Source organism: Winogradskyella algicola (assembly GCF_005869935.1).
In the GTDB taxonomy this organism is placed as follows: domain Bacteria; phylum Bacteroidota; class Bacteroidia; order Flavobacteriales; family Flavobacteriaceae; genus Winogradskyella; species Winogradskyella algicola.
This window is the reverse complement of record NZ_SZQF01000003.1, coordinates 138107-163213: the sequence shown is the minus strand read 5'-3', so window position 1 is coordinate 163213 and position 25107 is coordinate 138107. Positions and strand designations below refer to the sequence as shown.

The window sequence follows — 25107 nt, the reverse complement described above, 5'->3', positions numbered from 1 at the left end:
TTTGTAGGAAAATATTTAATAATAGTTTCGTTTGTTTCATAATTTCAATATATTAGGTACAACTATTAATTAAAACCTCAACAATTATGAAAAAACTATTATTGCTATTGGTAGGTCTGGTTTTAGGAATTGCCGCGACTTACTACTATTTATCAACCAGTCAAAATTTAGAAGAAATGGCAAACCCAAAGGGATTAATTACTCCATCTGAAATTGAAGCATTAGACCAGGCTTACAACAGTAGGCACACCATTATTAGTGACTCCTTAATTAAAACACCAGATAATAGATCATCTTGGTATTCTATAGAAGAGATTGAGTCTTATATCGCATATGCAAAAAAACAAGCAGATTCTTTAGGATATACCTTAGATGGCTTAAGACTTTATGCAGGAGCTTATCCAGATACTAAAGAAGGACCAGGATTAATGACTATGTTTTTTGTGCCAACAGGATCAGAAAATGTATCTGAAGGCTCTATGATACCAGCAGCTCAAGGCGGTGGAAGTAATGATCTTAAAGGCGCAGATGGTTTAAATATTGGGCACTCAGGTATACCTCCAGCCGCTAATTATCCACAATAATTTTTATGGATGAATTCTTAAAAGAGAATTATTCCTTACTTACCAAATCTGTTGAGTTAATAGCTCTACTTACTGGTTTAGCGTGTTTTAAAAAATACTCAGCAACACCAGCAAAATATGTGATATACTTTTTATGTTTTGCTTTTTTAGTTGATCTGTTGGGTGACTATCCCAGTATATTAAAGAGAAGCGATTTATTTCATCTCATAGAAGGGACTTTGTTAGAAAGAAATTATTGGTGGTATACAATATTTTGGTGGATAGGGCTTTCTTTTTTTATGTTTTATATTAACCTAAAGAACACGACTAATATAAGGTATAAGAAGATTCTTTCTTATGCATTTTACCTTTATTTGGTTCAGATTTTACTAACGCTGATTTTTAGATTTGAATATATATTTAGACCTGAGGAGCGAATTATTAAAATAGCAAGTCTTTGGATGGTAATATTATCTATTATCGTGTATTTTTTTGAAACACTAACATCGGACAGGATTATTCTGTTCTATAAATCTATCTTTTTCTATTTCAATTCAATAATTTTTGTTTGGGTTTTAATTATGATACCAATGGATTTTTTTGAAGCATATTTTGTGCAAGATGATTGGAGCTACGTACTGTTTAAATGGAAAGTGTTTCTTTTGCTCAATATTTTTCTCTATATCACGCTATCAATTGCTTTAGTGATTTGTGTACCAGAAACAAACCAATCGAAAGAATAATGATATAAAAATTATATACATTTAAAATGCAAAACTTTCTAATTAATAACAATGTTGCCAATGTAAAATGTGCTATTCAGGCTGGTCAGCATGTTATAAGCACAGAAGCAGAACGTAATTTAATTGTATATATGATTATTGTTCTTCTCTTGATTTGCGGCTTGGTAATTTTATTTTTTGTGGTATATCAAAAAAGAAAAAATGCATTAGTTTTAAAAAACATAGAGCAACAAAAACAATTTGATGAAGAGCTTTTAAAAACACAGCAAGAGATACAAGAAGAGACCTTAAAAAATATCGGCAGAGAGTTGCACGACAATGTAGGTCAGTTATTGGCCTTTGCAACTATGCAAATGAATAGTGTTTCTCGTAACGCAACAGAAGACCTTAAGCCTAGATTAGAGAATGCCTCTGATGCTTTAAAAGAAGGCTTAGCAGAGGTAAGGGCATTGTCAAAATCATTAAATAGTGATGTGATTCGTAATTTAGGTTTTAAAGCGATTGTAGAAAATGAGATAAATCGTTTGAATAAATCTGGATTAATAGAAGCGACACTAAATATTAAAGGTGAAAATCATGTCCTTGAGAACAAAAAGGATGAGATTATTTTATTCAGAATAGTACAAGAGTTCCTTTCCAACACCTTGAAATATGCTGAAGCCGATACCTTAAAAGTTTATTTAGAATATGCTACAGATAAACTAAAAATTAAGGTTAAAGATGATGGAATAGGATTTGATGTGGCAAGTGCTGAGCAAGGTTCTGGAATGACAAATATGAAAAAACGTGCTTACCTTTTAGAGGCAGACTTTAAATTAGAGTCAGAACCAGATAATGGTACTGTGCTTACAATTGTCTATCCTTACCGAAGAGTTTAAATCTCACAAGCTTTCCATAACGCATCATCTGGTAAAGGTGCAACAATACTGAGTTTTTCTTTCTTTACAGGATGTGTAAATTCTAGTTTTCTTGCATGTAAACTTATACTAGCATCCTTGTTGCTTCTCGGAAAACCGTATTTTAAATCTCCTTTAATAGGACAACCAATTTTAGCTAGCTGACATCTTATTTGGTGATGTCTTCCCGTTTCTAAATCAATCTCAAGTAAGTAGAAATTGTCTAGTGTTTTAATAACACGATAATTTAAAATAGCTTTTTTACTACCTTCAACTTCTGTATCAAAGGCAGTAGATTTATTGTTTTTTGGATTTTTTTTGAGCCAATTAACAAGCCTGTCTTGAGATTTAGGTGGTTTATTTTTTATCAAAGCCCAATAGGTTTTATTGGTTTTTTTTTCTGCAAATAATTTGTTTAATCTTGGTAAGGCTTTACTGGTTTTAGCAAACAGCACAATACCTGTGGTTGGTCTGTCTAAACGGTGTACGACACCTAAATATACATTTCCAGGTTTATTGTATTTGTCTTTTATGAAGTCCTTTACAACATCGCTTAGAGGTTTGTCTCCTGTTTTATCACCTTGTACTATATCTCCTGCGCGTTTGTTTACCACAATGATGTGGTTGTCTTCATATAGAACTTGTAAGTTAGATTTGTTAGATCTGTTAGATGCTTTAGACATGTTAGATGTGTAGAGAGGATTTAAATTTTGAAATCATTTTTATAATTTCATTTAAGTCATTAATTACTTGCTTTAACTCTTGTTCTGAGATAAATTTTAAATCATAAGCAATCAATAATTGTGTTTCTATTTCGTAAGCAGAACCTATTGATATGGTTAAGAATCTAATAAAATCTTTATTTGAAGATCTTGATGAGCCTTCTGCAATATTTGAAGGAATAGAAACAGAGGCTCTCCTTAATTGATTTACTAAACCAAATTTTTCTGTCTCTGGAAAATCAGATGTTAATTTATAGATTACAGAACAGAAAGCTCTACTTCTTTGCCATATTTGAAGTTCTTTAAACTTATGAGCCATATAAATTAATTTAGTTAAAAAGAGTGATCTAACTAGTCTAACAATCTAATTAATCTAAATTTAATACTGCTCTTTCTCATTAGGAAAATCCTGACGCTTTACATCTTCAACATATTGACCAATAGCATTAGTCATGTCTTCATACAGATTCATATATCGACGCAAAAACCTAGGATTAAATTCGTGAGTCATACCAATCATATCATGCAATACTAAAACTTGTCCATCAACACCATCTCCAGCACCAATACCAATGACCGGAATACTTACGCTCTCAGCAACTTCTTTAGCCAAAGCAGCAGGAATTTTTTCTAATACAATTGCAAAGCAACCTGCTTTTTCAAGCATTTTAGCATCTTCTCTTAAGCGTTCAGCTTCTTGTTCCTCTTTAGCTCTTACTGTGTAAGTCCCGAATTTATATATGGATTGAGGTGTAAGACCTAAATGACCCATAACAGGAATACCAGCATTGAGGATGCGTTTTATAGAATCTTTAATTTCTTTCCCGCCTTCTAATTTTACAGCATGTCCTCCAGATTCTTTCATAATTCTAATAGCCGAACGTAGTGCTTCTTTAGGGTCGCTTTGATAGGTTCCAAAAGGTAAATCTACCACTACTAATGCTCTGTCGATGGCACGTACTACAGAAGATGCATGGTATATCATCTGGTCTAACGTTATTGGAAGCGTAGTTTCATGACCTGCCATAACATTACTAGCCGAATCACCAACTAAAATAACATCTACACCAGCACCATCTACAATTTTTGCCATTGTGTAGTCATAAGCGGTTAGCATTGAAATTTTTTCACCTTTAGACTTCATATCGACTAAGGTTTTCACAGTAATTCTCTTGTATTCTTTTTTGGCTACTGACATATTGATTAAATTAGTAATTGTAAAAGTAATGAGTTTTGTTAAACTTTTGTTTATTAGAACTTAGAAATACAGACGAAATATTTAATTTCAGAAAAAACCATAACAAGATGAAAAAAATATCCATCCTTATTGCTTTATGTTTATCAATTAACATCTATGCACAAAACTCAGATTCTGAAGATGTAAAAGCAGCTGTAAATCACTTTTTTGAAGCTTTTCATAAGCAAGATACTGTAGCTTTAAAAACTATGACAAAGGGAGATATAAAGTTGCAGTCTATTTCGGTAAATAAGGAAGGAAAATCAATATTAACAGAGAGTAAATACAGTCAGTTTTTAAAAAGCATTGCAAGTATTCCAAAGGATAATACATTTAAAGAAAAGTTGCTAGATTTCAATATTAAAGTAGATGGAAACATGGCAAATGCTTGGACACCTTACGAATTTTGGTACAATGGTAATTTCAGTCATTGTGGTGTTAATTCCTTCCAACTAATAAAGGAAGATGACGAGTGGAAAATTATTTATTTGGTAGATACCAGACGGAGAGAAGGGTGTAAATAAAAAAGCCCATCCTAGCCTTCCCAAAGGGAAGGAACTCATATATTAGCGCATAATTATCAGTAACGCATAATTGTCAGTAATTTGTAAAATATGAGTCGTAAATTCATAAGTGTTCAGTTAGAAAAGAAGTCTTTCCTCAGGGAAGATTTAGATGGGCTTAAGGTTTCTTAACAATCACTCAAATGTACACCAACAGCCAAACCACCTTCCGAGGTTTCCTTGTATTTGGTATTCATGTCCTTAGCAGTTTCCCACATGGTGTTGACCACTTTATCTAATGGTACTTTCACGTTGTTAGGGTCTGTTTCTAAGGCTAATTCAGCAGCATTGATAGCTTTTATAGCTCCCATAGAATTACGTTCAATACATGGTATTTGTACCAATCCTCCAATAGGATCGCAGGTAAGGCCTAGGTGATGTTCCATAGCAATTTCAGCAGCCACTAAAACCTGCTCCGGTGTTCCGCCAAGTAATTCACATAATGCACCAGCAGCCATCGCAGATGATACACCAATTTCGGCTTGGCAACCTCCCATTGCAGCACTTATGGTGGCACCTTTTTTAAAGATGCTACCAATTTCACCAGCGACTAGTAAGAATTTTTTAATATGCTCAAAATCGGCATCATGGTTTTCAATTACCATGTAGTACATTAATACAGCAGGTATAACACCAGCACTGCCATTTGTTGGTGCTGTAACCACACGTCCAAGCGATGCATTAACTTCATTAACTGCTAAAGCAAAACAGCTCACCCATTTAAGGATTTGTCTAAACTTTACTTCGGTTTTTCTGATGGTTTTAAGCCATTCTTGAGGACTTTCATAAGTAAAATCACCAATCAAATTTTTATGCATATCATATGCACGTCTACGTACATTAAGTCCACCAGGAAGAGTACCTTCGGTATGGCAACCAACGTACATGCACTCTAGCATGGTATCCCAAATGCGTTGCAATTCAAAATCAATGGTTTCAATATCTCTTATGGACTTTTCATTTTCTAAAACTACACCAGAAATAGGTAAATTAAGCTGGTGACAAAATTTTAATAATTCATCTCCATAAGATGTAGGATAAGGAAACGTACAGTAAAAGACGATTTTGTTAGCTTTTGAAACTTTACGCTCCTCTTGTACCACAAATCCGCCACCAATAGAGTAGTAGGTAGACTTATAATTTCTACCATTGATTAATGCTGAAAATGACATAGCATTAGCATGAAATGGTAAAAAGTTACGATTGAACTTAATGTCTGTATTCACATCAAAAGTAATAGGTCTTTCGTTGTTAAACATTAAGGTGTTAGTGTTTTTAATTGAAGATATAATGATGTCTATAGTATCAACAGGAATACGCTCTGGATCAGCACCAGTTAAACCAAGCAAAACAGCGAGATCTGTAGCATGGCCTTTTCCTGTTAAAGACAAAGAACCATAAAGATCTACGGTGATTTTTTCAACTTTATGAAAACGATTTTTGTCTTTCAGTTCTTTAATCCAACGTTCAGCAGCACGCCAAGGACCTAAAGTGTGAGAACTCGACGGTCCTATACCAATTTTTAGCATATCGAAAACAGAAATACATTCCATAAAATTAAATTAATAATTCTGGCAAAGATACATTTTGTTGGACATGTCATATTAAAAAAGCAGCCTTAATTTAAGTTATTTAGGCTGCTTCAATCTTATAAAAAATCTTGATTTTATCTTCGCTCAAATTCAGTGATTCCGTACATTTCCATTACTGCATCTAAATCTGATAAATCTACTCTACCAGCATTTACAGTAGGTAGAACTACGACTCTAAAAACTTGCGCTTGCGTCCATTCTGGGCCTAAACCATCTAAGTCAGAACCTTCAAGGAAAAACCTAACATCATTTTGGGTAAAATCATAGTTGTAAACCAAATCATTTCCATCCTCAAAAATTACAGTTTGTGGAAGAGGTCTCCATATATCTTGGCCATTCTCAACACTCCAGGAAATATAAACTAGAGTAACACTTGATTGCGCAACTGGAAAACCATAAGGTTCAATAAACTCATAAAAGTTTTCAGCTTCAAAATCTAGAACTATTTCAAAAGCTTCAGCAGCATATTGATCTGCATTCTGCCCAGGTAAGCCAGGAGGTCCAGGAGGTCCAGGATCGCCTTCACAGGCAGTAAATAATAAAGTAAATACGGTAATTAAGGATAAAATACGCTTCATAATAACTAAATTTTTGTCAATAATACATCAAATCGTATTCCAAAGTAAGTGTAATTGTAAAATCTTTTCATAAAAGTAATCTGACATCATGTCACATTTTTTGTCATGGCATAATCATTGACTGTTAGTAAACGAGTTTAAAAATTAAATACACAAAAAATATATACACTAATATTATGAGTAAGATTATTGGAATTGATTTAGGAACAACAAACTCTTGCGTTTCTGTAATGGAAGGTAACGAGCCAGTTGTAATCCCAAACGCTGAAGGTAAGAGAACTACACCTTCGGTTATCGCTTTCGTAGAAGGTGGTGAAATTAAAGTTGGTGATCCGGCAAAAAGACAAGCAGTAACTAACCCTACAAAAACGGTTTATTCTATTAAGCGTTTTATGGGTAATAAATATTCTGAGTCTAAAAACGAAGCAGAACGTGTACCTTATAAAGTCGTAAAAGGTGACAACGATACACCAAGAGTAGACATTGACGGTCGTTTATACACACCTCAGGAATTATCAGCTATGATTCTTCAAAAAATGAAGAAAACCGCTGAAGATTATTTAGGGCAAGATGTGTCTGAAGCTGTTATTACAGTACCTGCTTACTTTAACGATGCGCAAAGACAAGCAACAAAAGAAGCTGGTGAAATTGCAGGTTTGAAAGTTCGTAGAATTATTAACGAGCCTACTGCAGCAGCATTGGCTTATGGTTTAGATAAAAAATCTACAGACCAAAAAATAGTAGTATTCGATTTTGGTGGTGGTACGCACGATGTTTCTATCCTAGAGTTAGGTGATGGAGTATTTGAAGTATTATCTACAGATGGAGATACACACTTAGGTGGTGACGATGTAGATGAAAGAATTATAGATTGGTTAGCAGAAGAGTTTATTGCTGACGAAGATATGGACTTACGTAAAGACCCAATGGCTTTACAACGTCTTAAAGAAGCAGCTGAAAAAGCAAAGATTGAGTTGTCATCTTCTGCACAGACAGAGATTAACTTACCTTACGTAACAGCTACAGCTAGCGGACCAAAGCACTTGGTACGTACATTAACACGTTCTAAATTTGAGCAGTTAATCGACGATTTAATTAAGCGTACTATAGAGCCTTGTGAAACTGCATTAAAAGCAGCAGGTTTATCAAAATCTGATATTGACGAGGTTATTTTAGTAGGTGGTTCTACACGTATACCAGCAGTACAAGAAGCCGTTGAGAAGTTCTTCGGAAAAGCACCAAGTAAAGGTGTTAACCCAGACGAGGTAGTATCACTAGGAGCAGGTATCCAAGGTGGTGTATTAACTGGTGATGTAAAAGACGTTCTTTTATTGGACGTCACTCCATTATCTCTTGGTATCGAAACTATGGGTAATGTAATGACTAAGTTGATTGAGGCTAATACTACGATTCCAACTAAGAAATCGCAAGTATTCTCAACTGCAGCAGACAATCAGCCATCGGTAGAGATTCACGTATTACAAGGTGAGCGTCCAATGGCAGCAGACAACAAAACAATTGGTCGTTTCCACTTAGATGGAATTCCACCAGCAAGAAGAGGAACACCTCAGATTGAAGTAACGTTTGATATTGATGCTAATGGTATCATTAAAGTATCTGCAGAAGATAAAGCTACTGGTAAGAAACAAGATATTAGAATTGAAGCGTCTTCTGGATTAACTGAAGAAGAAATCCAAAAGATGAAAGCTGAAGCTGAAGCTAACGCAGAAGCAGATGCTAAAGCAAAAGAAACTGCAGATAAATTAAATCAGGCAGATGGCATGATTTTCCAAACTGAAAAGCAATTAGAAGAATTTGGCGATAAATTGTCTGATGATAAGAAAAAGCCAATCGAAGATGCTTTAGCGGAATTAAAAACAGCTTACGAGTCTAAAGATATCGCAGTTATAGAACCAGCTTTAGAGAAAATCAATGAAGCTTGGAAAGTTGCAAGTGAAGAAATGTACAAAGCACAAGCTGAAGCACAGCAAGGTGGAGCTGCAGGTCCTGATGCAGGATCGCAAGGTCAGCCAACTGATGAAGCTAGCGATGTAGAAGACGTAGACTTCGAAGAAGTCAAGTAGCCTGTCCTGAGCGCAGTCGAAGGGTAGATTTTGAAGAAGTGAAATAACAACTTGTCATTCTGAACTAGTTTCAGAATCTCATAAAACAAAAACGCAATCATTAATTTGATTGCGTTTTTTGTTATAAAATTTTGACTCAGAGTAGGAAATATATTAATTTAACTGTTCTACAAATAACCATCATGTATTCTATTATGAAAAGAACATTACTCTGTATTTCTATAATCTTTTTCACATCTTTTTTTCTCCATGCACAGCAGGATAAGACCGTATTTATATTCGGTCATAGTTTAGTTGTACACGATCCTCCATTAATACCAACACCTAGTAATGAAACCACTGTACCACACTGGCTTCATTTTTTGGCCGAAGAAGCTAATTTAGATATTGCTGTTAATGGTCAGTACGGTTTTTTACAACAGCATGATGATTTACCTCCAATATCACAATGGGGTTTTGACAGTGTTGCATCGGCTTGGGATTCTGATACTGAACCTTTTTCGGCAGCAAATTTTGATACGGTACTAATTACAGCTGGTAATTTTATACAATATCAATCTTCTAATCAGCCTTATTATAACGACCCTAATACAACACCACTTTCCGCAACATTAACCATAGTGGATTGGGTTAATAACCAAAACCCAGATATGGTGACCTATATTTATGAAAATTGGCCAGATATGGCAGGCTTTTTAAATAATGGTTTTCCTGCATCTGCTTCAGAATTTCAAGCTTATAATGATTATACTGAGGGTGATTTTCATGATTGGTGGATAGAATATCAAGATTTTTTAGTTGCAGAACGACCAAATGAAATCATTAAGATGATTCCTGTTGGGCCAATAATTAGTAAACTTTTGAGTCAGGCACCTTACGATCAAATTCCTATCTCAGAATTATATGAGGATGATGCACCTCATGGAAGGCCTACAATTTATTTTTTGGCAGCAATGATCACTTATGCTGCGATTTTTCAATCACCAGCACCAGATTCTTTTATTGTACCAAATACTGTTCATAGTACTGTTGCTAATAACTATCAAAATATCAATACTTTTATATGGAATGAATTGTTGGATTTTAATTTCTCACCGCTTGCTGAGAGTAGGGTTTTTATAAATAGTCCTTTAAGTGTTGAAGATGAAGAATTATTAAATATTAATATGTATCCCAATCCTACTCAAAACATTCTGTATTTTGATGGTGAATTAGATGGTTTAGATATAGAAGTTTACGATACTTTAGGTAAAAAAATGAATATTGAATATTCAAGTATAACAAACACTTTAGACTTAACTGATATTAATAGTGGTGTTTTATTTGTTAAGTTTAGTAGTGATAGAGGGTCGTTTATTAGAAGAATCGTAAAATTGTAGATAGATTTAGTCAGCTTAAAATTAAAACGCAATCATTCAATTGGTTGCGTTTTTTTATTGTAGTGATATAGCCTATAATTTATTGGGTTTATCATATTTTTAATTCTAAATTAAAAAATATTTACCCACTCATCCAACCTTTTTATTAGCAAAAGCGTTTTTATTAATAGAAAGCGAAAGGATGTCAAAACTAATTTCTATGAATCAAAGTGTAAACGAGCTTATAAGGTTGGCTAAGAAGTCTAACCAAAAGGCGCAACTCGCACTTTATGATTTATACGCACCAAAAATGCTTAGTACTTGCAGACAGTATATAAAAGACTTACAGTTTGCAGAAGATACTATGTTAATTGGATTTCAGAAAACCTTTCAAAATTTAAATAAGTACGAACCTACGGGAAGTTTTGAAGCATGGTTACGAAAAATAATGATTAGGGAATGTATTTCGTATTTACGTATTCGTAAAAACAAATTCGATGTAGTAGAAGTTTATGATCATCATTTTTCTGTTCAAGTCGTTGAAAACTTTGATGAAACTTTGCAAGACGTTCAGAGTGCCATTGATAAATTACCTGTAGGATGTAAAACGGTTTTTAACCTATTTGTTATAGATGGTTATAAGCATAAGGAAATTGCCGAGTTACTCAAAATAAGCGTGGGAACTTCCAAGTCCCAATTAGCACATGCAAAATCTTTATTGAGAGCACAGTTAGCACATTTAAAGCCAAATAATTATGGAATACGATAATACAGAAGAATTAATTAAGGAAATTATTGGCAATCGAGAAATAGCACCTTCTGACCGTGCCAGAGAGCGCCTAATAGAAGCTTTAAATACAAAGCAGAAGAAAAAGAGAATGATTTGGTTGCCGTATGCCGTAGCTGCTTCAATAATTTTGATGTTGTGTTTTGTGGGTGCAAAAATGATGTTCGGAAGTTTTAATGATGAAGCACCTATTCAAAAAATAGTAAATGAAGAGCCACAGCAACCAATTAATGAACAGCTAACAATTATTGAGGACAAATTAACTCAAACTAAAGAGGAAGAATCAAACAAAATTGTTGTGGTAAAAGAATCAGAGGAATTACCGATAACTATTGCTAAAACAAGTATGCCTCAAATAAAAGAAGAACCTTTAATTTCAAGAGAAGAAAAAAATAATAAGCTGGTCGTTGTAGAAGAAAATAGAGATGTTGTAAAAAAGCCAGATACACTAAGTCGTAAATTACCTAAACACTTTATTTATATCACAGCAGAGGATTTGCTAGCATCCACAGCCACTGATAGTAGTTCATTAAAGCTTAATGGTACTCTAAAAAAAACAACAGAAAAATATGTAGAGTCTGATGCGCTTTTAATTGAATTAGAACGCCAATTATTTGATGAAAAGAATAAAGGGATTTTTAATAGAGCCAGTAGGGAAATTAAAAAAGTAAGGGAAGCCTTTGCAAACAGAAATTTTGAAAAACAAGAATTAAAAAATTTGTAATGATGAAATATATAATAATCACATTATTTGCCTTAATATCTTCACAGACTATTTGGTCTCAAAATGAGATATTTGAAAAACAAGCCTCTGACATTGCTTCTAGTATAGACTCTATCTCCAAAGCAGAGAAAAAAGCCTTGAAAAAAGCCATTACCCAAATTGATAAAAAGCTTAAAAAGAAAGAAATAACGGAAGCGGAAGCGGAGGCTAAAAAGAAAGAGCTGGCAGCATACCATGCAGATAGAATAAATAACGCTATTGCTACCCAAGAACAAAGATTGCAGATGCTGGTTAAGAATAGACTTAACGGAACACTAGAGTTGAGTGATAGTGAATCTAGAAATGCTTTTACACGGAGTTTTGAGAATATTAATTATTATAAAGACAGTGTTTCTGGTATTAAAATCGAAAAACGATGGACATCTCAATTTGTTCTCGCCTTAGGAGTCAATACTGTTATTAATGGAAATGATGACTATTATGGTGATGGCTTTGATACCAATCCATTGGGATATGGAGAAGTGGGAGCAACCTTTAAGTACAGATTGAAAGAAGACACAAACTTGTGGAATTTAAAATTTGGTTTTATGAGTATGATGACAGACCTTACTTTTAATAATGATGACGATATTCTAGTTACTAATCAAGATCAAACAACTATTCAAGATTCAGGTCTTAATCTCAGAAATACACGACTTAGCTATTTTAACATAGGTATACCCTTCTTTCTAGAACTAGATTTTTCAAAACCTAAGTACGATAAAAAAACAGATCAAACCTATTTACGCTCTCAAGAAGGTTTTAGGATGGGAATAGGAGGTTTTGCAGCTTACAGAATTTTAACCAGACAATGGATATCATATAAAGAAGACGGAAAACGAATAACAGAAATACAGTGGGATGATTTTAACACAAATAAATTTACGTATGGACTCAGTGCCTATATAGGTTACAAAGACTTTAGTGTGTTTGTTAAGTATGATATCAATCCAATATTTAAGAATAATCCCGTAGATATTAATAATCTTGCAGTAGGATTAAGAGTTGATTTTAATTAAAAACGAGATAGCTTTAAGACGTTAGGGTAGAGTTACTGTCATTCATCTTAAAGCAGTAATTATGTAGTATATATAACGCAATCAGTCATTTGATTGCGTTTTTTATTCACTTTATCTATAATTATCAATGAAAGCCTATCTTTTTAGTATAATTGTTTCATAAGCCTAATAATTAATGCGTTAGGTTTTGTTAGCTATTAATCAACCATAATGAAAAGAGGTATAAACCTTAGGCAAAAGATATTTTGGCTCAGTGACTCTATTAAGGGAAACCCAGTTAAAATAGAGTTGAATAACACTCAGAAACTACTCAATAGTTCTGTGCCAGATTCAAACTCAGCTAAGAGTTCGTTAGACTACTTGTTACAACATGTAACAGCTTCAACACATTTTTACAAAGGGCTTAATCCTTTAGATGGATTAGATAGTTTTCCGGTTATCAATAAAAACATTATTAGAGATCATTTTGATGAATTTAAATCTTCAAAATATGATGTATCAAAATGCAGAAAAGTGTCTACAAGTGGTTCTACAGGTTCGCCTTTTAGTGTATATCACAACAAAGAAAAAATTCAGAAGAATATAGCTGATAATATTTATTTCTCAGCGAAATCTAATTACCAATTAGGTGACTTTTTGGTATATGTGAAAATTTGGTCAGATACATTTAGTTTGAAGAAAAAACTAGATTTTCAGTTAAAAAACATGTATCCTTTGAGTGTTTTTAATCTTTCTGATAATGAAATAAAAACTTTTATCGAAAAGCTAAACAAACAATCCTCAGAGGTTTGTTTTATAGGCTATGCATCTTGTTTCGAAAAAATTTGTAAGTATCTAGACAAGTTAGAGTACACCCCAATTACTTTCAAAACAAAATCAATAATTACAATCTCTGAAGCTTTAAATGATTACACAAGAAACTCGGTAAAACAATATTTTGGTATCCAACCGCTATCCAGATATTCAAACAACGAAAATGGTATTATTGCACAACAAATAGAAGAAGGAGATTTAAAATTTAAGATTAATGACTCTAGTTATGTTGTGGAAATTTTTGATTTGAATTCTGATAAAAAATTAGATTATGGTCAACGCGGTAGAATTGTAATTACTGATTTATACAATTGGGCAACACCACTAATTCGATATGATACAGGAGATGTTGGTATAATGCAATTAGATGAAAATAATAGACCTTATTTTACAGAAATTTCAGGTAGAGTTTTAGATTTACTATACGATACTAAAGGTAATTTGGTGCCATCTCATCTTTCTGCTAAATTATGTAAATATGGACAATACAAACAATTTCAACTAGTTCAAAAAGATAAAAAAGCATACGAAGTTAACCTGAATACTGATAAAAAAGTAGACGAGAAGCAATTAGTAGAAGAATATAAGTCTTATTTTGGTGCAGATGCCGAGATTACAATTAATTACGTAGATGATATTCCGTTATTAAACTCCGGAAAGCGTAGGGAAGTTGTTAACGAGTATTACAATTCAATTAGTTAATGGGTAAGAAAACCGTTTACTTCATCTTAGGATTGCTTGTCTTTGGTTTTAGATTGTTTCAAGAATTTCAATCATCAATCATCACAGGTATTAATGGAGGTTACTATCCTGTACAGGTTAGAAACATTTTAGAGCAAGGTCATTTAGCCATGAATGATATGCCTTTAATATTCTACATCAATGCATTGTTTGTAAAGGTTTTGACCTTATTTCTTCCTTCACAGTCTATAGAATATCTTATTATTTTAGGAATTAAAATATTAGGTGCACTTAGTATTCCTTTATTGGTTATTCCATTATATAAGTTAATCAATAACTATCTTGAATTTGAGTTGCCAAAATCTTTTGAATACATAATCGTTGCATTCGCATTATTCTCGTTTTCGCCACTTTATTTAGGCGCAGAGATGATGAAAAACGCCTATGCAATTGTTGGATTTGCGTACTTTATGTACTTATTTCTGAAGTTTTTTGAGGACAAATCAGCAAAACATGGATTGTTTATACTTTTAGTCCTATTCTTGATTGCGTTTACACATTTTGGTGTATTTGCGATATCTATTATTTTCCTTGTGATATATTTGATTTCGGCATATAAGGTAAAAGCTATTGCTCCGATTCTTATAACAGCATTTTTAGGGTTCGCCATTGTCTGGTGGTTAGATCCGTTTAGAGCATTTAACGCGATTAATATTTTTGAAGAGTGGTTTGGTTTACCATGGCGAATTGCTTTCTATCCTGCTGGTATTGCTAGTTTTATTTTAAGTATTTTAATTGGTTTGGTGTTGTTTTTAGCTATTAGAAATTCAAAAGTAGAAACCAGGCAAAAGCAATTGTTTACAATATTTTTGTGGTTTATTGCTTTGTTGTCAATTCCATTATTGCGTTTTGAACTATGGAGACGCTTTAACCTCATGTTGTTTATACCACAGTTAATTGCCTTGATTTTAGTGTATCCATACCTAAAAGCATCATACAAATCAAAGTTTGTTGTTTTGCTATGTGTATTTATTGGAATATCAATAGCTTATAATCTTATTCTTCCAAAACAGAATAGCATAAGCGTTGAATCTTACAATGATTTAGTTGTAATGAAAGCAAAAATTCAGAATCCATATAAGACGATTGTTATGGTGAGGCATGGTCTTGATTGGTGGGTAGTTTGGCAACTAAAAACTAAAGTTGGACAAGCTCATCTAAAGGTTGATGAATCTATAACTTCTAAATATGATGAGGTTTTATTATTGAGGCAAAACAAAGGTCACAACGATTTGTATCCTGGTCCAGGAAGTCCCTTTTTTAATCCTTCAGTCCCTGAAAATAGTATACTTTTGTACACCTCAGAGTATTTTGATTTGTACAAGTGGTCTGAGTAATTGAGGCTCAAATAAATACATTTTCTATTGAATTTAAGACGAAACATTTTTTGGTTTCTTGATAAAATTAAAGGTCAGCCTTTAAAGCAGTTGTGTACTCAAACTCACGCAATTTTAGAGGCAGAGAATCGAGAATGGTCTAAAGCTGAAAATGCAAAACAATTGAATAAGTTGATTGCACATGCAAAACAGACCACATCATTTTACAAAAATAAAGAGTTTGAAACCCTTCAAGATTTTCCTATAATCAATAAGAATATCATCAGAGAAGACTCCGATGCCTTCTTTTCTTCAAAATTTAAAAAGAAAGCATGTAAAATAGCTTCAACAAGTGGTTCAACAGGTTCACCTTTTAGTCTTTATCAAAATCCTGAAAAGGTTTATAAAGTTCAGGTTGATAATATTTACTTTTCAAAGAAATCGGGTTATGAAGTAGGTGATTTTTTAGCCTTTATCAGAATTTGGCCAAAGCGTATTGATAGCAAATTGCGATTCAATTTTTTATTAAAAAACTTTATGCCATGGAACATTCTCAATCTTTCAGATAAAGGTATAGAGCAGCTGATTTTAAAATTGAATAAACGAAATGAAGAGATTAGTTTTTTGACTTATCCAACAGCTTTAGAAAAGATTTGTAAGTACATAGATAGGTTAGAGCACAACCCAATTCAATTTAAGACCAAGTCCATAATCACCATGTCTGAAGCCTTAAATGATTATACCAGAAATCAGACAAAACACTATTTTGGTGTAACACCTTTGTCGCGTTATTCCAATAACGAAACAGGTATCATGGCACAACAAGTTAGTCCTAACGACCAACGCTTCAGAATTAATGATTCTAGTTACGTTATGGAAGTTTTAGAGTTAGATTCAGACGCTTCGGTGTCAAATGGCCAACCAGGACGAATAGTGCTTACAGATCTATATAATTTTGCAACACCTTTGTTGCGTTACGATACAGGTGATATTGGTATTATGGAAGAAGAAAATGGAATACAATACTTTACTAATATTTCAGGTAGAAAAGTAGATCAGCTTTACGATACTAAAGGCAATTTAATTCCATCACACTTGTCATTGCGGTTAATGGATTATGGTAAGTTTAGACAGTTTCAACTCATTCAAAAAACGAAGACTGAGTATCACATCAATCTCAACACAGATACTAAAGTTGATGAAGCCAAAATCATCACAGATTTTAAAGCTCATTTTGGTGATGCTGCTGTTATAAAGATTAACTATGTAAACGAAATTCCGCTTTTATCATCTGGTAAACGACGCGAAGTAGTAAACGAGTACTACAAGTAATTAGGCAGTATGCATTAAGTCTAAACTTCTATCCTTTTCGGTATGGATAGGCACACCATAAGCTAATTTAAAATCTCCAATAGATTTTAAAACCAAAGAAGCACCACCAATAACTGTATAATCTCCAATTGTAACACCTTGGCTCACTGATGCGCTTAAACATACAGATGAGCAAAATCCAATGTTAACATTCCCAGCAATAGTAACTCCAGAAGATAAGCTAGAAAAATCAGACATTACAGAATCGTGTCCCAATGATGCTTTCGTATTCAAAAGACAGAACTTACCAAGCTTGGCATTAGCATTTACAATTGTACCAGCCATTAAAACAGCACCTTCTGGCACTAATATATCCTCTGCTAAAATTGCACTTGGATGAACAATAGGCACAAACTCAATACTTGGTGCTATTTTTTTGATGCTCTCATAAATATTTAATCTTAAATCATTGTCACCAATTCCTATGACAACACCTTTGATATTAAATTTTTTAACTAATACAGAAAGCGAGTCTAAATTTCCAATGACTTTATGGCCATATACTGTAGAATTTAGGGGTTTATAAGAATCTATAAAACCGATGAGGTTGTAATCATTATTCTTCAGAATAATATCTACAATCATTTTAGCATGGCCAGAAGCACCATAAATTACTATATTTTTCATTTTATTAGGTTTTGACAAATTAATTGGTCTAGGGTCAACAATCGAATTGTCAAAGTAGATTTGGTTACGGTTCGAATATATCCAATCATTGCTAAATACAGCAGTAATCACGCTAAACAGCGTAATTTCATCCATTAAATGTGAAAATCTTGTGCTATTTAGAGCTATTTTTGTGGTAAATTCTTAGAATTCAAAATTTCAGATTTATTCATTTTATGGCGTTTAATAGATCCTTTTCAGTAGAAATAAAACCTAAAAACTTAGCTGTAAAGCTCAATTCAAAAGGTGAACAATCTGTTGTAAAAGGTCATCCTTGGGTATTTTCTAACAGTATTGTTAAGATAAATGACGATGCCAAAACTGGCGATCTTGCCATTGTTTTTAGCAAGAATAAAAATAAGGTTATTGGCATTGGGTTATATGATGCCAAATCGCCAATTCGCATTAAAATGATTCATAACGCGCAGACCAAAGCGGTTATTAATTCTGAATTTTTTCAACAAAAAATAGAAACTGCTTATCACAAGCGTGAAGAACTACTTGAAACCCAAACCAACAGCTATCGGTTGTTGTTTGGTGAAAATGACGGATTTCCAGGTCTAATAGCAGATGTTTACGATACCGTTTTGGTTGTAAAACTGTATTCCGAAATATGGTTGCCATATTTAGAATGGATTTTAGAAAGTCTTCAAAAGGTCTCTAATGCTGAAACCATAGTGTTAAGGCTAAGCAGACAATTAGAAAATAGTAATCATCATAATTTTACAGATGGCGAAGTGGTTTATGGCACCTTAGAAGATGAAGTTGTAAGGTTTGTAGAGCATGGAGTACATTTTTCCGCAAATGTTTTAAAAGGTCATAAAACTGGTTATTTTTTAGATCATAGAGACAATAGAAAGCGCGTTGGTGAGTGGAGTAAAGGCAAAACGATGCTCGATGTCTTTTCTTATGCTGGCGGATTTTCGGTACATGCACTAGCTAATGGCGCTACTGAAGTCACCAGCTTAGATATTAGTAAACAAGCGCTTGATGTTGCTCGAGAAAATGGAAAATTAAACGACTATTCTGGTGTGCATAAAACGATTTCAGGTGATGCATTCGTGGAAATGGAAACCCTCATTAAGCAAAAAAAGACGTTTGATGTGGTTGTTATAGATCCACCAAGTTTTGCCAAGCAACAAAGTGAAATTGAACTGGCAAAGAAGAAATATAAACAGCTGGCAGAATTAGGTGAAAAGCTAACGGCAAAACAAGGTTTGTTGGTGCTGGCTTCGTGCTCATCTAGAGTTACAGCACAATCGTTTTTCGATTTAAATCAAAATGCTTTAAACGCTCAAGGTCGATTGTTTGAAACCATTTTAAAGACAAAGCACGATGTAGATCATCCTGTTACCTTTCCAGAAGGTGCTTACTTAAAATGCGGATACTATCGCTTTTTAGAATAAAAGTGTTATGCATGCATAATATTTTTTATATTTGAATAAATTAAATTAAGATGCAAACTAAACTAACCGAACTACTCAATATAAAATATCCTGTAATACAAGCACCAATGTTTTTGGTGTCTAATGTTGCTATGGTTACAGAAGCCATGAAAGCTGGTATAGCTGGTTGTATACCTGCGCTCAACTACAGAACCTTAGAAGAGTTAAGAGCAGCCATTAAAGCGTTAAAGGCAAATAAAGTAGAAGGCGGTTCGTTTGGTTTTAACCTTATTGTAAACAAGTCTAATATTAAATACAAAGGGCAGCTTGAGGTACTTTGCGAAGAAGGTTGCGATTTTATCATTACCTCATTAGGAAGTCCGGAAGAAACCATAAAACAAGCTCATAAAGCCGGAATTAAAGTGTTTTGTGATGTTACCGATTTAAGGTTTGCTAAAAAAGTAGAAAGTTTAGGGGCTGATGCTGCTATTGCTGTAAACAACGAAGCTGGTGGTCATAGAGGTAATATGTCACCAGAGGAGCTAACGAGTTTATTGAACAAAGAATTATCTATTCCTGTGATCTCTGCTGGTGGAGTAGGTTGCAAAGCAGATATAGACAAAATGTTAAGTTATGGTGCTTCAGGAGTATCGGTTGGTAGTCCGTTTATAGCATCAGAAGAAGCAGGAGTTACCGATGAGTATAAGCAAGCTTGTGTAGATTATGGTGCTGAAGATATTGTAATGACAGAGCGCATCTCAGGTACTCCTTGTACTGTGATTAATACACCTTATGTTCAAAAAATTGGTACTAAAGCTACTTGGATAGAAAACCTGCTTAACAAAAATCGAAAGCTGAAGAAGTGGGTAAAAATGATTCGTTTTTCAATAGGTATGAAAGCTACTGAAAAAGCTGCGAAAAAAGCCACTTATAAAACCGTTTGGGTTGCCGGACCAAGTATTGAGCATACCAAAGAAATATTACCAGTAAAGGCTATTGTAGCTAAGCTTGTCAATTAAGTTTCAGAAGTTAGTCTAATTTTTTCTCAACAGTTCTCGATATAAAATGTGTTTAGAGTTTTACTTGAACTGACATCTGATGAAAATATATTAAGGCTTATAACGTAAAACAGCCAGTTCTTCTTCTCGTTTTTTCTTTTTGCGCTTACCTGTAAAAATATTAAAGGTATAACTCGCCGAAAGTCCACCCAGCATGGTTGAGATCATTTCACTATTGTCAAATTTTCCTGAAATTATATTACCGTCGTAGAATTCTTTTGCAAAACCGGCTAACGACGACAAACCGAAACTAAACCAAAAGGCTTTACTCTTATTTTGGGTTTTAGAATACACATAAGCATACGTTCCGCTAGAGATAGCAGCACCAACTGCAAAATGTAAGCCGTCATCTTCTAAGGTAATCTGTGCTGAACTGACACTAAAACAGAACAACATAAAGCATAAAACGATAGTTTTCATAGGTATAATAGATTGGTTGAGCGTAAAATAGCCGTTTAGCTATGGAATGCTTAAAATTCTCGGCAGGACTTATATTTTTACGATAAAAGCTCTAATTTCGTTGTATTATACACGTAAATTGGCAAAAGTTTGAAGATTAGCATATTATCAAAAACAGCATTACTCATTGTTCTAATTTTAATAATGTCTTGCACAACAGCAACCACTATTAAATCTGGTGATATTGTCTTTAGAGGTGCATCGCAAAGTGATTTGTCTGAAGCCATTAATGAGGTAACACAAACCGAAAAAGCTACAAACTATACGCACATGGGCATTTGTAGTGTAGAGGATGAAAATGTTTTTGTTTACCACTCAGATTTAGGCAAAGGTGTAGTAAAAGAGCCCTTAGAGTTATTTTTAAAACCAGACGATTCTTCAAATTATACAGCAGATATTTACCGAATTAAAGACATTACTCAACAACAAGTTAAAAACGCCATTTCTAAAGCCAAAACATTACTTGGTGAGCCTTATAACGTCACCTACATTTTAGAAGACAAAGGCTATTACTGCTCAGAGTATATCTACGAATTGTTTAAAGAAGATGGTGTGTTTACCCTAGAACCTATGACCTTTAAAAATGCTGAAACCGATAGCTTCCACAACGGTTGGGTAACACACTATAAAGAGTTAGGAATAGAAATACCAGAGGGCAAGTTAGGCTGCAACCCAAATGGCATGGCAGCTTCTAAGACTTTAGAGTTTGTAAAGCGTTTACAATAATGTTTAAAACTACGTAAAGTTACGTATAGACTTGTTGGTTTTTTAGCTTAACTTGCTTACTTGTAATGAATTGTCACACTGAGCGCAGTCGAAGTGTTGTTTTGGGATCAATCGATTTATTTCATTGAAACTGAAGCATATCTTAACGTTGTCATTAATACTTAAACAAAATGATTTTAAAAAATAATAGTCAATCTTTCAAGAAGTTAATTCTTTTCTCTTTAATTTTTTTTAATTCTATTTGCTATTCTCAATACAGAGTAAATGATGATGAATTAAGAGATTACTTTAGTTCCATAGTATATTTAAGTGAAAAATCATCTAAAACTGAAAAGATAAATGGAAAATTATATGAGGTAGTCTACAGAGACCCTTGGACGGGCGAAATATTTGAGAATAAAAAGCCTGCTAATGGCAGTGGCTTTTTTATAATGAGAGGTATTGATGTATACCTTGTAACAGCAGAGCATGTAGCAAGAATATTGAATAGTTCAAGCTCAATTAAATTCCAAGGTTTGGATGGACAAAAAAAAGAGTTTATCATTTCAGATTTAAGAAAAGACAAAACACTTCCTAAGCAATTGAATTGGACTAGACACAAAACTGCTGATATAGCTGTTTTACATTTAGGGACATTTAAAGAGGTTATAGAAGATGTTAACCCAATAGACTATGATTTCCTTGAAAGAAAGTTGATTGCACCAAATAGGTTTAATGAATTAACTATTCTTGGTTTTCCTCTTGGATTAGGCTTAACACCTTCTTCAATTTCACCAATTACTATAAATACACATTCAGCTAGTGATATTGTTTATTTTCCTCGATTTGATAATAGTGTAGTTAACCCTTTTATTATCATGGATGACCCAAGCATTGGTGGTTTCAGTGGAGGTCCTGTAATGGAAATAATGAAAACACCTGATAATATGCCTAAAATTGATGATAAACCTGTCAGACTACAGTCAAAAGTAATAGGGTTAGTTCATGGTACGTTAGGTGGTGGATTTGCTGCAATTGTTCCTTCTTCTCAAATTATAGAAACACTAGAACTCGCACCAAAATTTAATGGAGAATTTATTTTCTATTATGAAAACGGAAAAGAATGGTCTAAACGTATTTACAAAGATGGACTTCCTTGGACAGTTATATCGAATTATGATCCTGATGGAAATTCTCAGGAAAAAGGTACTTTAAAAAATGGTGAGGGAACTCTTTACGTTTGGAATCATGAAGGAACAATGGCAGAGTTATTAATTTTTAAAAACGGAGATTATTCTGGAGGAATTTATTCATTCAAAGACGAAAAAACAATGAAGTCATTAATAAAATCAAATAAGAATTAAGATTACTAATGGCAAAAAAGACTACAAGTAGTTGCTTGTTCCCGTATACTTTTGAAAATCCTCTCCCTAAAAATGCCATAGAACGAAACCAAATTAATTAATCACTAAACCATCAAAATTATGAGACGACTAACCAACCAAAAAATTTTGTTCGTAATGCTTTTTGCATTAGTTCTAGGGCTTCAAAGTTGCAAACAACAACCTCAAGAAGACATTAAAGACGTAGAAAAAGAAGTTACAATCAAAGCCGAAAAGCCTGAGTATTTTATGTTACGACCAGACGTAGAAAAAGCATATGGCTATTCGCATGCTGTAAAAATTGGAAATGAGATTAAAATATCTGGTGCGGTTAGTATGGACGACGAAGGTAACCCAACAGCCGTTGGTGACATAGAACAACAAATGAAAAACTGTTATGCCGACTTAGAAAAAATATTAAAGCACTTTGGCTGTACCTTTGATGATGTCGTTAAAGAAGATATTTTTACAACAGATATGGCATCAATGCTCGAAAACTCTGCTTATAGAGCCGAAGTATACAAAAATGGTTTTCCTACAGGTTCTTGGCTAGAAGTAAAGGGATTGGCACTTCCTGAGTTTATGGTAGAAATAGAATTGGAAGTACATAAATCGGAGTAGCGTTTCAAATTTTTAGCTTTAAACCTTTGGCACTGAATTTGTTTGTAACAAAACATAAGATTTTACTACCAATAATTAAAATGAGGTTTAACTTAAAAAAGAAAAATTATGATTCAGTATAAAGGAGTATTAGTATTAGGAGCATTAATTGGTGCAGCTGCCGGTGTATTGTTAGCACCAGATAAAGGCAGTACCACGAGAGATCATCTTAAAAAAGAAGGCAAGGAGATAAAAGACAAACTAGTAGATGACTTTACAGAAGTAAAAGACGACTTGTCTAAAGCAGCAAAATCTGGTAAAGACAAGTTTAAAGAAGATATGAAAGACTTTGCTTCTAAAGCCAGTTACAAAACAGAAGAAGCCATTACCTTTTTAGAAAAGCAATTGGCTATTCTTAAAGAAAAGAATAAGACCTTACAGCAAACAAGTTAGTAATAGAAGCCACAATGTAGTTGTGGCTTTTTTTATGTCATTGCCAGCGTAGTGTGGCAATCTTATAAAAAGAAGTTTTATTCAAGAGATTACCACGTCATTACGTTCCTCGTAATGACGATTCTTTTTAAATCTAAACCAAATCATTAATATAATCTACATTAACCACATGCTTACCTTCAAAAGGAAGAATCTTCAACCTTTTACTAAAGAGTTCTTCCGCACGTTGCGACTCTTGCGCTATTCGTTCTGCATCTAAATATTCGTCTTCGGTCCCGTAAATCAGTTTTACCTTGGTGTCTTTAGAAAGATACTCAAAGTCTTTAGCGGTGAGTTCCTTAGGAATGCCACCAGAATGTAGCACCAATTGCGAACATTGCAGTTGTCGTTTAACCAAATAACGCATAGCCACACTCACGCCTTGTGAGTAACCCAAAACAATAAGGTTTTTATTCTCGGGAATATTTTCAGCTTCAAAAACAGCATCAAAATAATTAAGAATGTTATGCATGCCGCTTTCGGTATTATCTCTTGTTAACCAATTGGCACCAACATGCATTTTTGGTTGAATGTAATATTTGCTAGGTGCTTGAGGAGCTATAATATAGTTTTCTTCAGCATTTAGGTGTTTAAAATAGCGTAAAAAGTAACGGCTTAGGTAACCCATACCATGACACACAAACCACACATTTTTAGTGTGTTCGGTAAGCCTGTTTAGAGTAGAGTAGGAGTTGCGGGTTGTATATGTGATTTCTTTTTCTTCTGAATTCATTATTCTTGGTAGTTTCAGTATTTTTGTAATCGATTTTAAAAATACATTTTTCTATGCAACTATCTAAAGAGGAAATTCTAGCAAAGGCCAATGCTGTTAGTAAAAACACCTTAATGGAAACGCTAGATATAGAGATGATAGACTATGGTGAAGATTTTTTGGTTGCCAGAATGCCAGTGACTCCAAAAGTACATCAACCAGATGGAGTGTTGCATGGTGGTGCAACCGCTGCTTTGGCAGAGAGCGTTGGGAGTTTTGCATCGCATATATTTATAGATTTAGAAGAGTATTTTGTTAGAGGTTTAGAGATTACTGCTAACCATTTAAAGAGCGTGAGAGAAGGTTATGTGTATGCTAAAGCCACATTTTTACACAAGGGTCGTACCACTCAATTGTTAGATATTAGAGTTACGGACGAGCAGGATAATTTAATCTCCATTTGCCGTTTATCTACCATTTCATTACCACTTAAAAAGTAATA

At 33.7% G+C, this 25107-nt stretch carries 27 protein-coding genes; 19 read left to right on the top strand and 8 right to left on the bottom strand.

Features of this window, described 5'->3' with window-relative positions:
* The first annotated feature begins 86 nt into the window (after window positions 1-86).
* From FC091_RS06845 to FC091_RS06835, 3 genes are read left to right on the top strand one after another with little or no spacing between them, the layout of a single operon-like run.
* On the top strand, window positions 87-584 hold the full coding sequence (locus tag FC091_RS06845) for a hypothetical protein (protein WP_138433538.1): 498 nt from the start codon (window positions 87-89) through the stop codon (window positions 582-584).
* A gap of 5 nt (window positions 585-589) precedes the next feature.
* Window positions 590-1306, top strand: coding sequence for a hypothetical protein (locus tag FC091_RS06840; RefSeq protein WP_138433537.1), 717 nt, complete (start codon window positions 590-592; stop codon window positions 1304-1306).
* 26 nt (window positions 1307-1332) lie between these two features.
* Window positions 1333-2184, top strand: a complete 852-nt coding sequence (locus FC091_RS06835; protein WP_246035811.1) for a sensor histidine kinase — start codon at window positions 1333-1335, stop codon at window positions 2182-2184.
* On the opposite strand, the gene FC091_RS06830 is transcribed toward FC091_RS06835, so the two are convergent.
* The 3 genes from FC091_RS06830 to panB are packed head-to-tail and all read right to left on the bottom strand — an operon-like array spanning window position 2181 to window position 4122.
* A complete protein-coding gene (locus FC091_RS06830; protein ID WP_138433536.1) occupies window positions 2181-2885 on the bottom strand; it encodes an RluA family pseudouridine synthase in 705 nt (234 codons plus the stop codon). The genes FC091_RS06835 and FC091_RS06830 overlap by 4 nt on opposite strands.
* Window position 2886: 1 nt before the next feature.
* A complete protein-coding gene (locus FC091_RS06825) occupies window positions 2887-3243 on the bottom strand; it encodes a four helix bundle protein (RefSeq protein WP_138433535.1) in 357 nt (118 codons plus the stop codon).
* A gap of 60 nt (window positions 3244-3303) precedes the next feature.
* Window positions 3304-4122: a 3-methyl-2-oxobutanoate hydroxymethyltransferase gene (panB, locus tag FC091_RS06820; protein ID WP_138433534.1), complete on the bottom strand. Its 819-nt coding sequence runs from the start codon at window positions 4120-4122 to the stop codon at window positions 3304-3306.
* Between the two features lie 107 nt (window positions 4123-4229).
* Here panB and FC091_RS06815 point away from each other — a divergent pair, with 107 nt between their 5' ends.
* Entirely contained in the window at window positions 4230-4685 is a 456-nt protein-coding gene (locus tag FC091_RS06815) for a nuclear transport factor 2 family protein (RefSeq protein ID WP_138433533.1), read from the top strand.
* Between the two features lie 167 nt (window positions 4686-4852).
* Here FC091_RS06815 and FC091_RS06810 read toward each other — a convergent pair whose 3' ends face one another.
* Together FC091_RS06810 and FC091_RS06805 are read right to left on the bottom strand one after the other, a co-directional pair.
* Window positions 4853-6277: an L-serine ammonia-lyase gene (locus FC091_RS06810; protein WP_138433532.1), complete on the bottom strand. Its 1425-nt coding sequence runs from the start codon at window positions 6275-6277 to the stop codon at window positions 4853-4855.
* Window positions 6278-6390: 113 nt separating this feature from the next.
* Window positions 6391-6894 carry a hypothetical protein gene (locus tag FC091_RS06805; RefSeq protein ID WP_138433531.1) on the bottom strand — a complete coding sequence of 168 codons (504 nt, stop codon included), beginning with the start codon at window positions 6892-6894 and terminating at the stop codon, window positions 6391-6393.
* A gap of 176 nt (window positions 6895-7070) precedes the next feature.
* On the opposite strand from FC091_RS06805, the gene dnaK reads away from it, so the two are divergent.
* The 8 genes from dnaK (at window position 7071) to FC091_RS06765 (ending at window position 17107) form a co-directional block, all read left to right on the top strand.
* The gene (dnaK, locus tag FC091_RS06800) at window positions 7071-8978 is read left to right on the top strand and encodes a molecular chaperone DnaK (RefSeq protein ID WP_138433530.1); all 1908 of its coding nucleotides are present in this window, start codon (window positions 7071-7073) and stop codon (window positions 8976-8978) included.
* A gap of 194 nt (window positions 8979-9172) precedes the next feature.
* A complete protein-coding gene (locus FC091_RS06795; protein WP_171032482.1) occupies window positions 9173-10357 on the top strand; it encodes a T9SS type A sorting domain-containing protein in 1185 nt (394 codons plus the stop codon).
* A gap of 199 nt (window positions 10358-10556) precedes the next feature.
* On the top strand, window positions 10557-11105 hold the full coding sequence (locus FC091_RS06790) for an RNA polymerase sigma factor (protein ID WP_246035810.1): 549 nt from the start codon (window positions 10557-10559) through the stop codon (window positions 11103-11105).
* On the top strand, window positions 11092-11847 hold the full coding sequence (locus FC091_RS06785; RefSeq protein WP_138433527.1) for a hypothetical protein: 756 nt from the start codon (window positions 11092-11094) through the stop codon (window positions 11845-11847). Before FC091_RS06790 ends, FC091_RS06785 begins: the two co-directional genes overlap by 14 nt.
* A 2-nt stretch (window positions 11848-11849) precedes the next feature.
* Window positions 11850-12905: a hypothetical protein gene (locus FC091_RS06780; protein WP_138433526.1), complete on the top strand. Its 1056-nt coding sequence runs from the start codon at window positions 11850-11852 to the stop codon at window positions 12903-12905.
* Between the two features lie 210 nt (window positions 12906-13115).
* Window positions 13116-14420, top strand: a complete 1305-nt coding sequence (locus FC091_RS06775; RefSeq protein WP_138433525.1) for a phenylacetate--CoA ligase family protein — start codon at window positions 13116-13118, stop codon at window positions 14418-14420.
* Window positions 14420-15796, top strand: coding sequence for a hypothetical protein (locus tag FC091_RS06770; RefSeq protein ID WP_138433524.1), 1377 nt, complete (start codon window positions 14420-14422; stop codon window positions 15794-15796). The genes FC091_RS06775 and FC091_RS06770 overlap by 1 nt, the downstream gene beginning before the upstream one ends.
* Window positions 15797-15823: 27 nt before the next feature.
* Window positions 15824-17107 (top strand): phenylacetate--CoA ligase family protein, encoded by a 1284-nt coding sequence (locus tag FC091_RS06765; protein ID WP_138433523.1) that lies wholly within the window; start codon window positions 15824-15826, stop codon window positions 17105-17107.
* Here FC091_RS06765 and FC091_RS06760 read toward each other — a convergent pair whose 3' ends face one another.
* Entirely contained in the window at window positions 17108-17773 is a 666-nt protein-coding gene (locus FC091_RS06760) for a NeuD/PglB/VioB family sugar acetyltransferase (RefSeq protein ID WP_171032481.1), read from the bottom strand.
* Window positions 17774-17988: 215 nt separating this feature from the next.
* Here FC091_RS06760 and FC091_RS06755 point away from each other — a divergent pair, with 215 nt between their 5' ends.
* Window positions 17989-19218: a class I SAM-dependent rRNA methyltransferase gene (locus FC091_RS06755; RefSeq protein ID WP_138433521.1), complete on the top strand. Its 1230-nt coding sequence runs from the start codon at window positions 17989-17991 to the stop codon at window positions 19216-19218.
* Window positions 19219-19268: 50 nt separating this feature from the next.
* Entirely contained in the window at window positions 19269-20216 is a 948-nt protein-coding gene (locus FC091_RS06750) for an NAD(P)H-dependent flavin oxidoreductase (RefSeq protein ID WP_138433520.1), read from the top strand.
* A 90-nt stretch (window positions 20217-20306) separates the two neighbouring features.
* Here the strand turns inward: FC091_RS06750 and FC091_RS06745 are convergent, their stop codons facing one another.
* The gene (locus FC091_RS06745; protein ID WP_138433519.1) at window positions 20307-20675 is read right to left on the bottom strand and encodes a hypothetical protein; all 369 of its coding nucleotides are present in this window, start codon (window positions 20673-20675) and stop codon (window positions 20307-20309) included.
* Window positions 20676-20804: 129 nt separating this feature from the next.
* Here FC091_RS06745 and FC091_RS06740 point away from each other — a divergent pair, with 129 nt between their 5' ends.
* The 4 genes from FC091_RS06740 (at window position 20805) to FC091_RS06725 (ending at window position 23854) form a co-directional block, all read left to right on the top strand.
* On the top strand, window positions 20805-21440 hold the full coding sequence (locus FC091_RS06740) for a YiiX/YebB-like N1pC/P60 family cysteine hydrolase (RefSeq protein ID WP_138433518.1): 636 nt from the start codon (window positions 20805-20807) through the stop codon (window positions 21438-21440).
* Window positions 21441-21610: 170 nt separating this feature from the next.
* Window positions 21611-22783: a hypothetical protein gene (locus FC091_RS06735; RefSeq protein ID WP_138433517.1), complete on the top strand. Its 1173-nt coding sequence runs from the start codon at window positions 21611-21613 to the stop codon at window positions 22781-22783.
* Between the two features lie 120 nt (window positions 22784-22903).
* A complete protein-coding gene (locus tag FC091_RS06730; RefSeq protein WP_246035809.1) occupies window positions 22904-23422 on the top strand; it encodes a RidA family protein in 519 nt (172 codons plus the stop codon).
* A gap of 108 nt (window positions 23423-23530) precedes the next feature.
* The gene (locus FC091_RS06725) at window positions 23531-23854 is read left to right on the top strand and encodes a YtxH domain-containing protein (protein ID WP_138433516.1); all 324 of its coding nucleotides are present in this window, start codon (window positions 23531-23533) and stop codon (window positions 23852-23854) included.
* 133 nt (window positions 23855-23987) lie between these two features.
* On the opposite strand, the gene FC091_RS06720 is transcribed toward FC091_RS06725, so the two are convergent.
* Complete coding sequence (locus FC091_RS06720) at window positions 23988-24626, bottom strand: alpha/beta hydrolase (protein WP_138433515.1); 639 nt, start codon at window positions 24624-24626, stop codon at window positions 23988-23990.
* Between the two features lie 53 nt (window positions 24627-24679).
* On the opposite strand from FC091_RS06720, the gene FC091_RS06715 reads away from it, so the two are divergent.
* On the top strand, window positions 24680-25105 hold the full coding sequence (locus FC091_RS06715) for a PaaI family thioesterase (protein WP_138433514.1): 426 nt from the start codon (window positions 24680-24682) through the stop codon (window positions 25103-25105).
* Window positions 25106-25107: the final 2 nt, after the last annotated feature.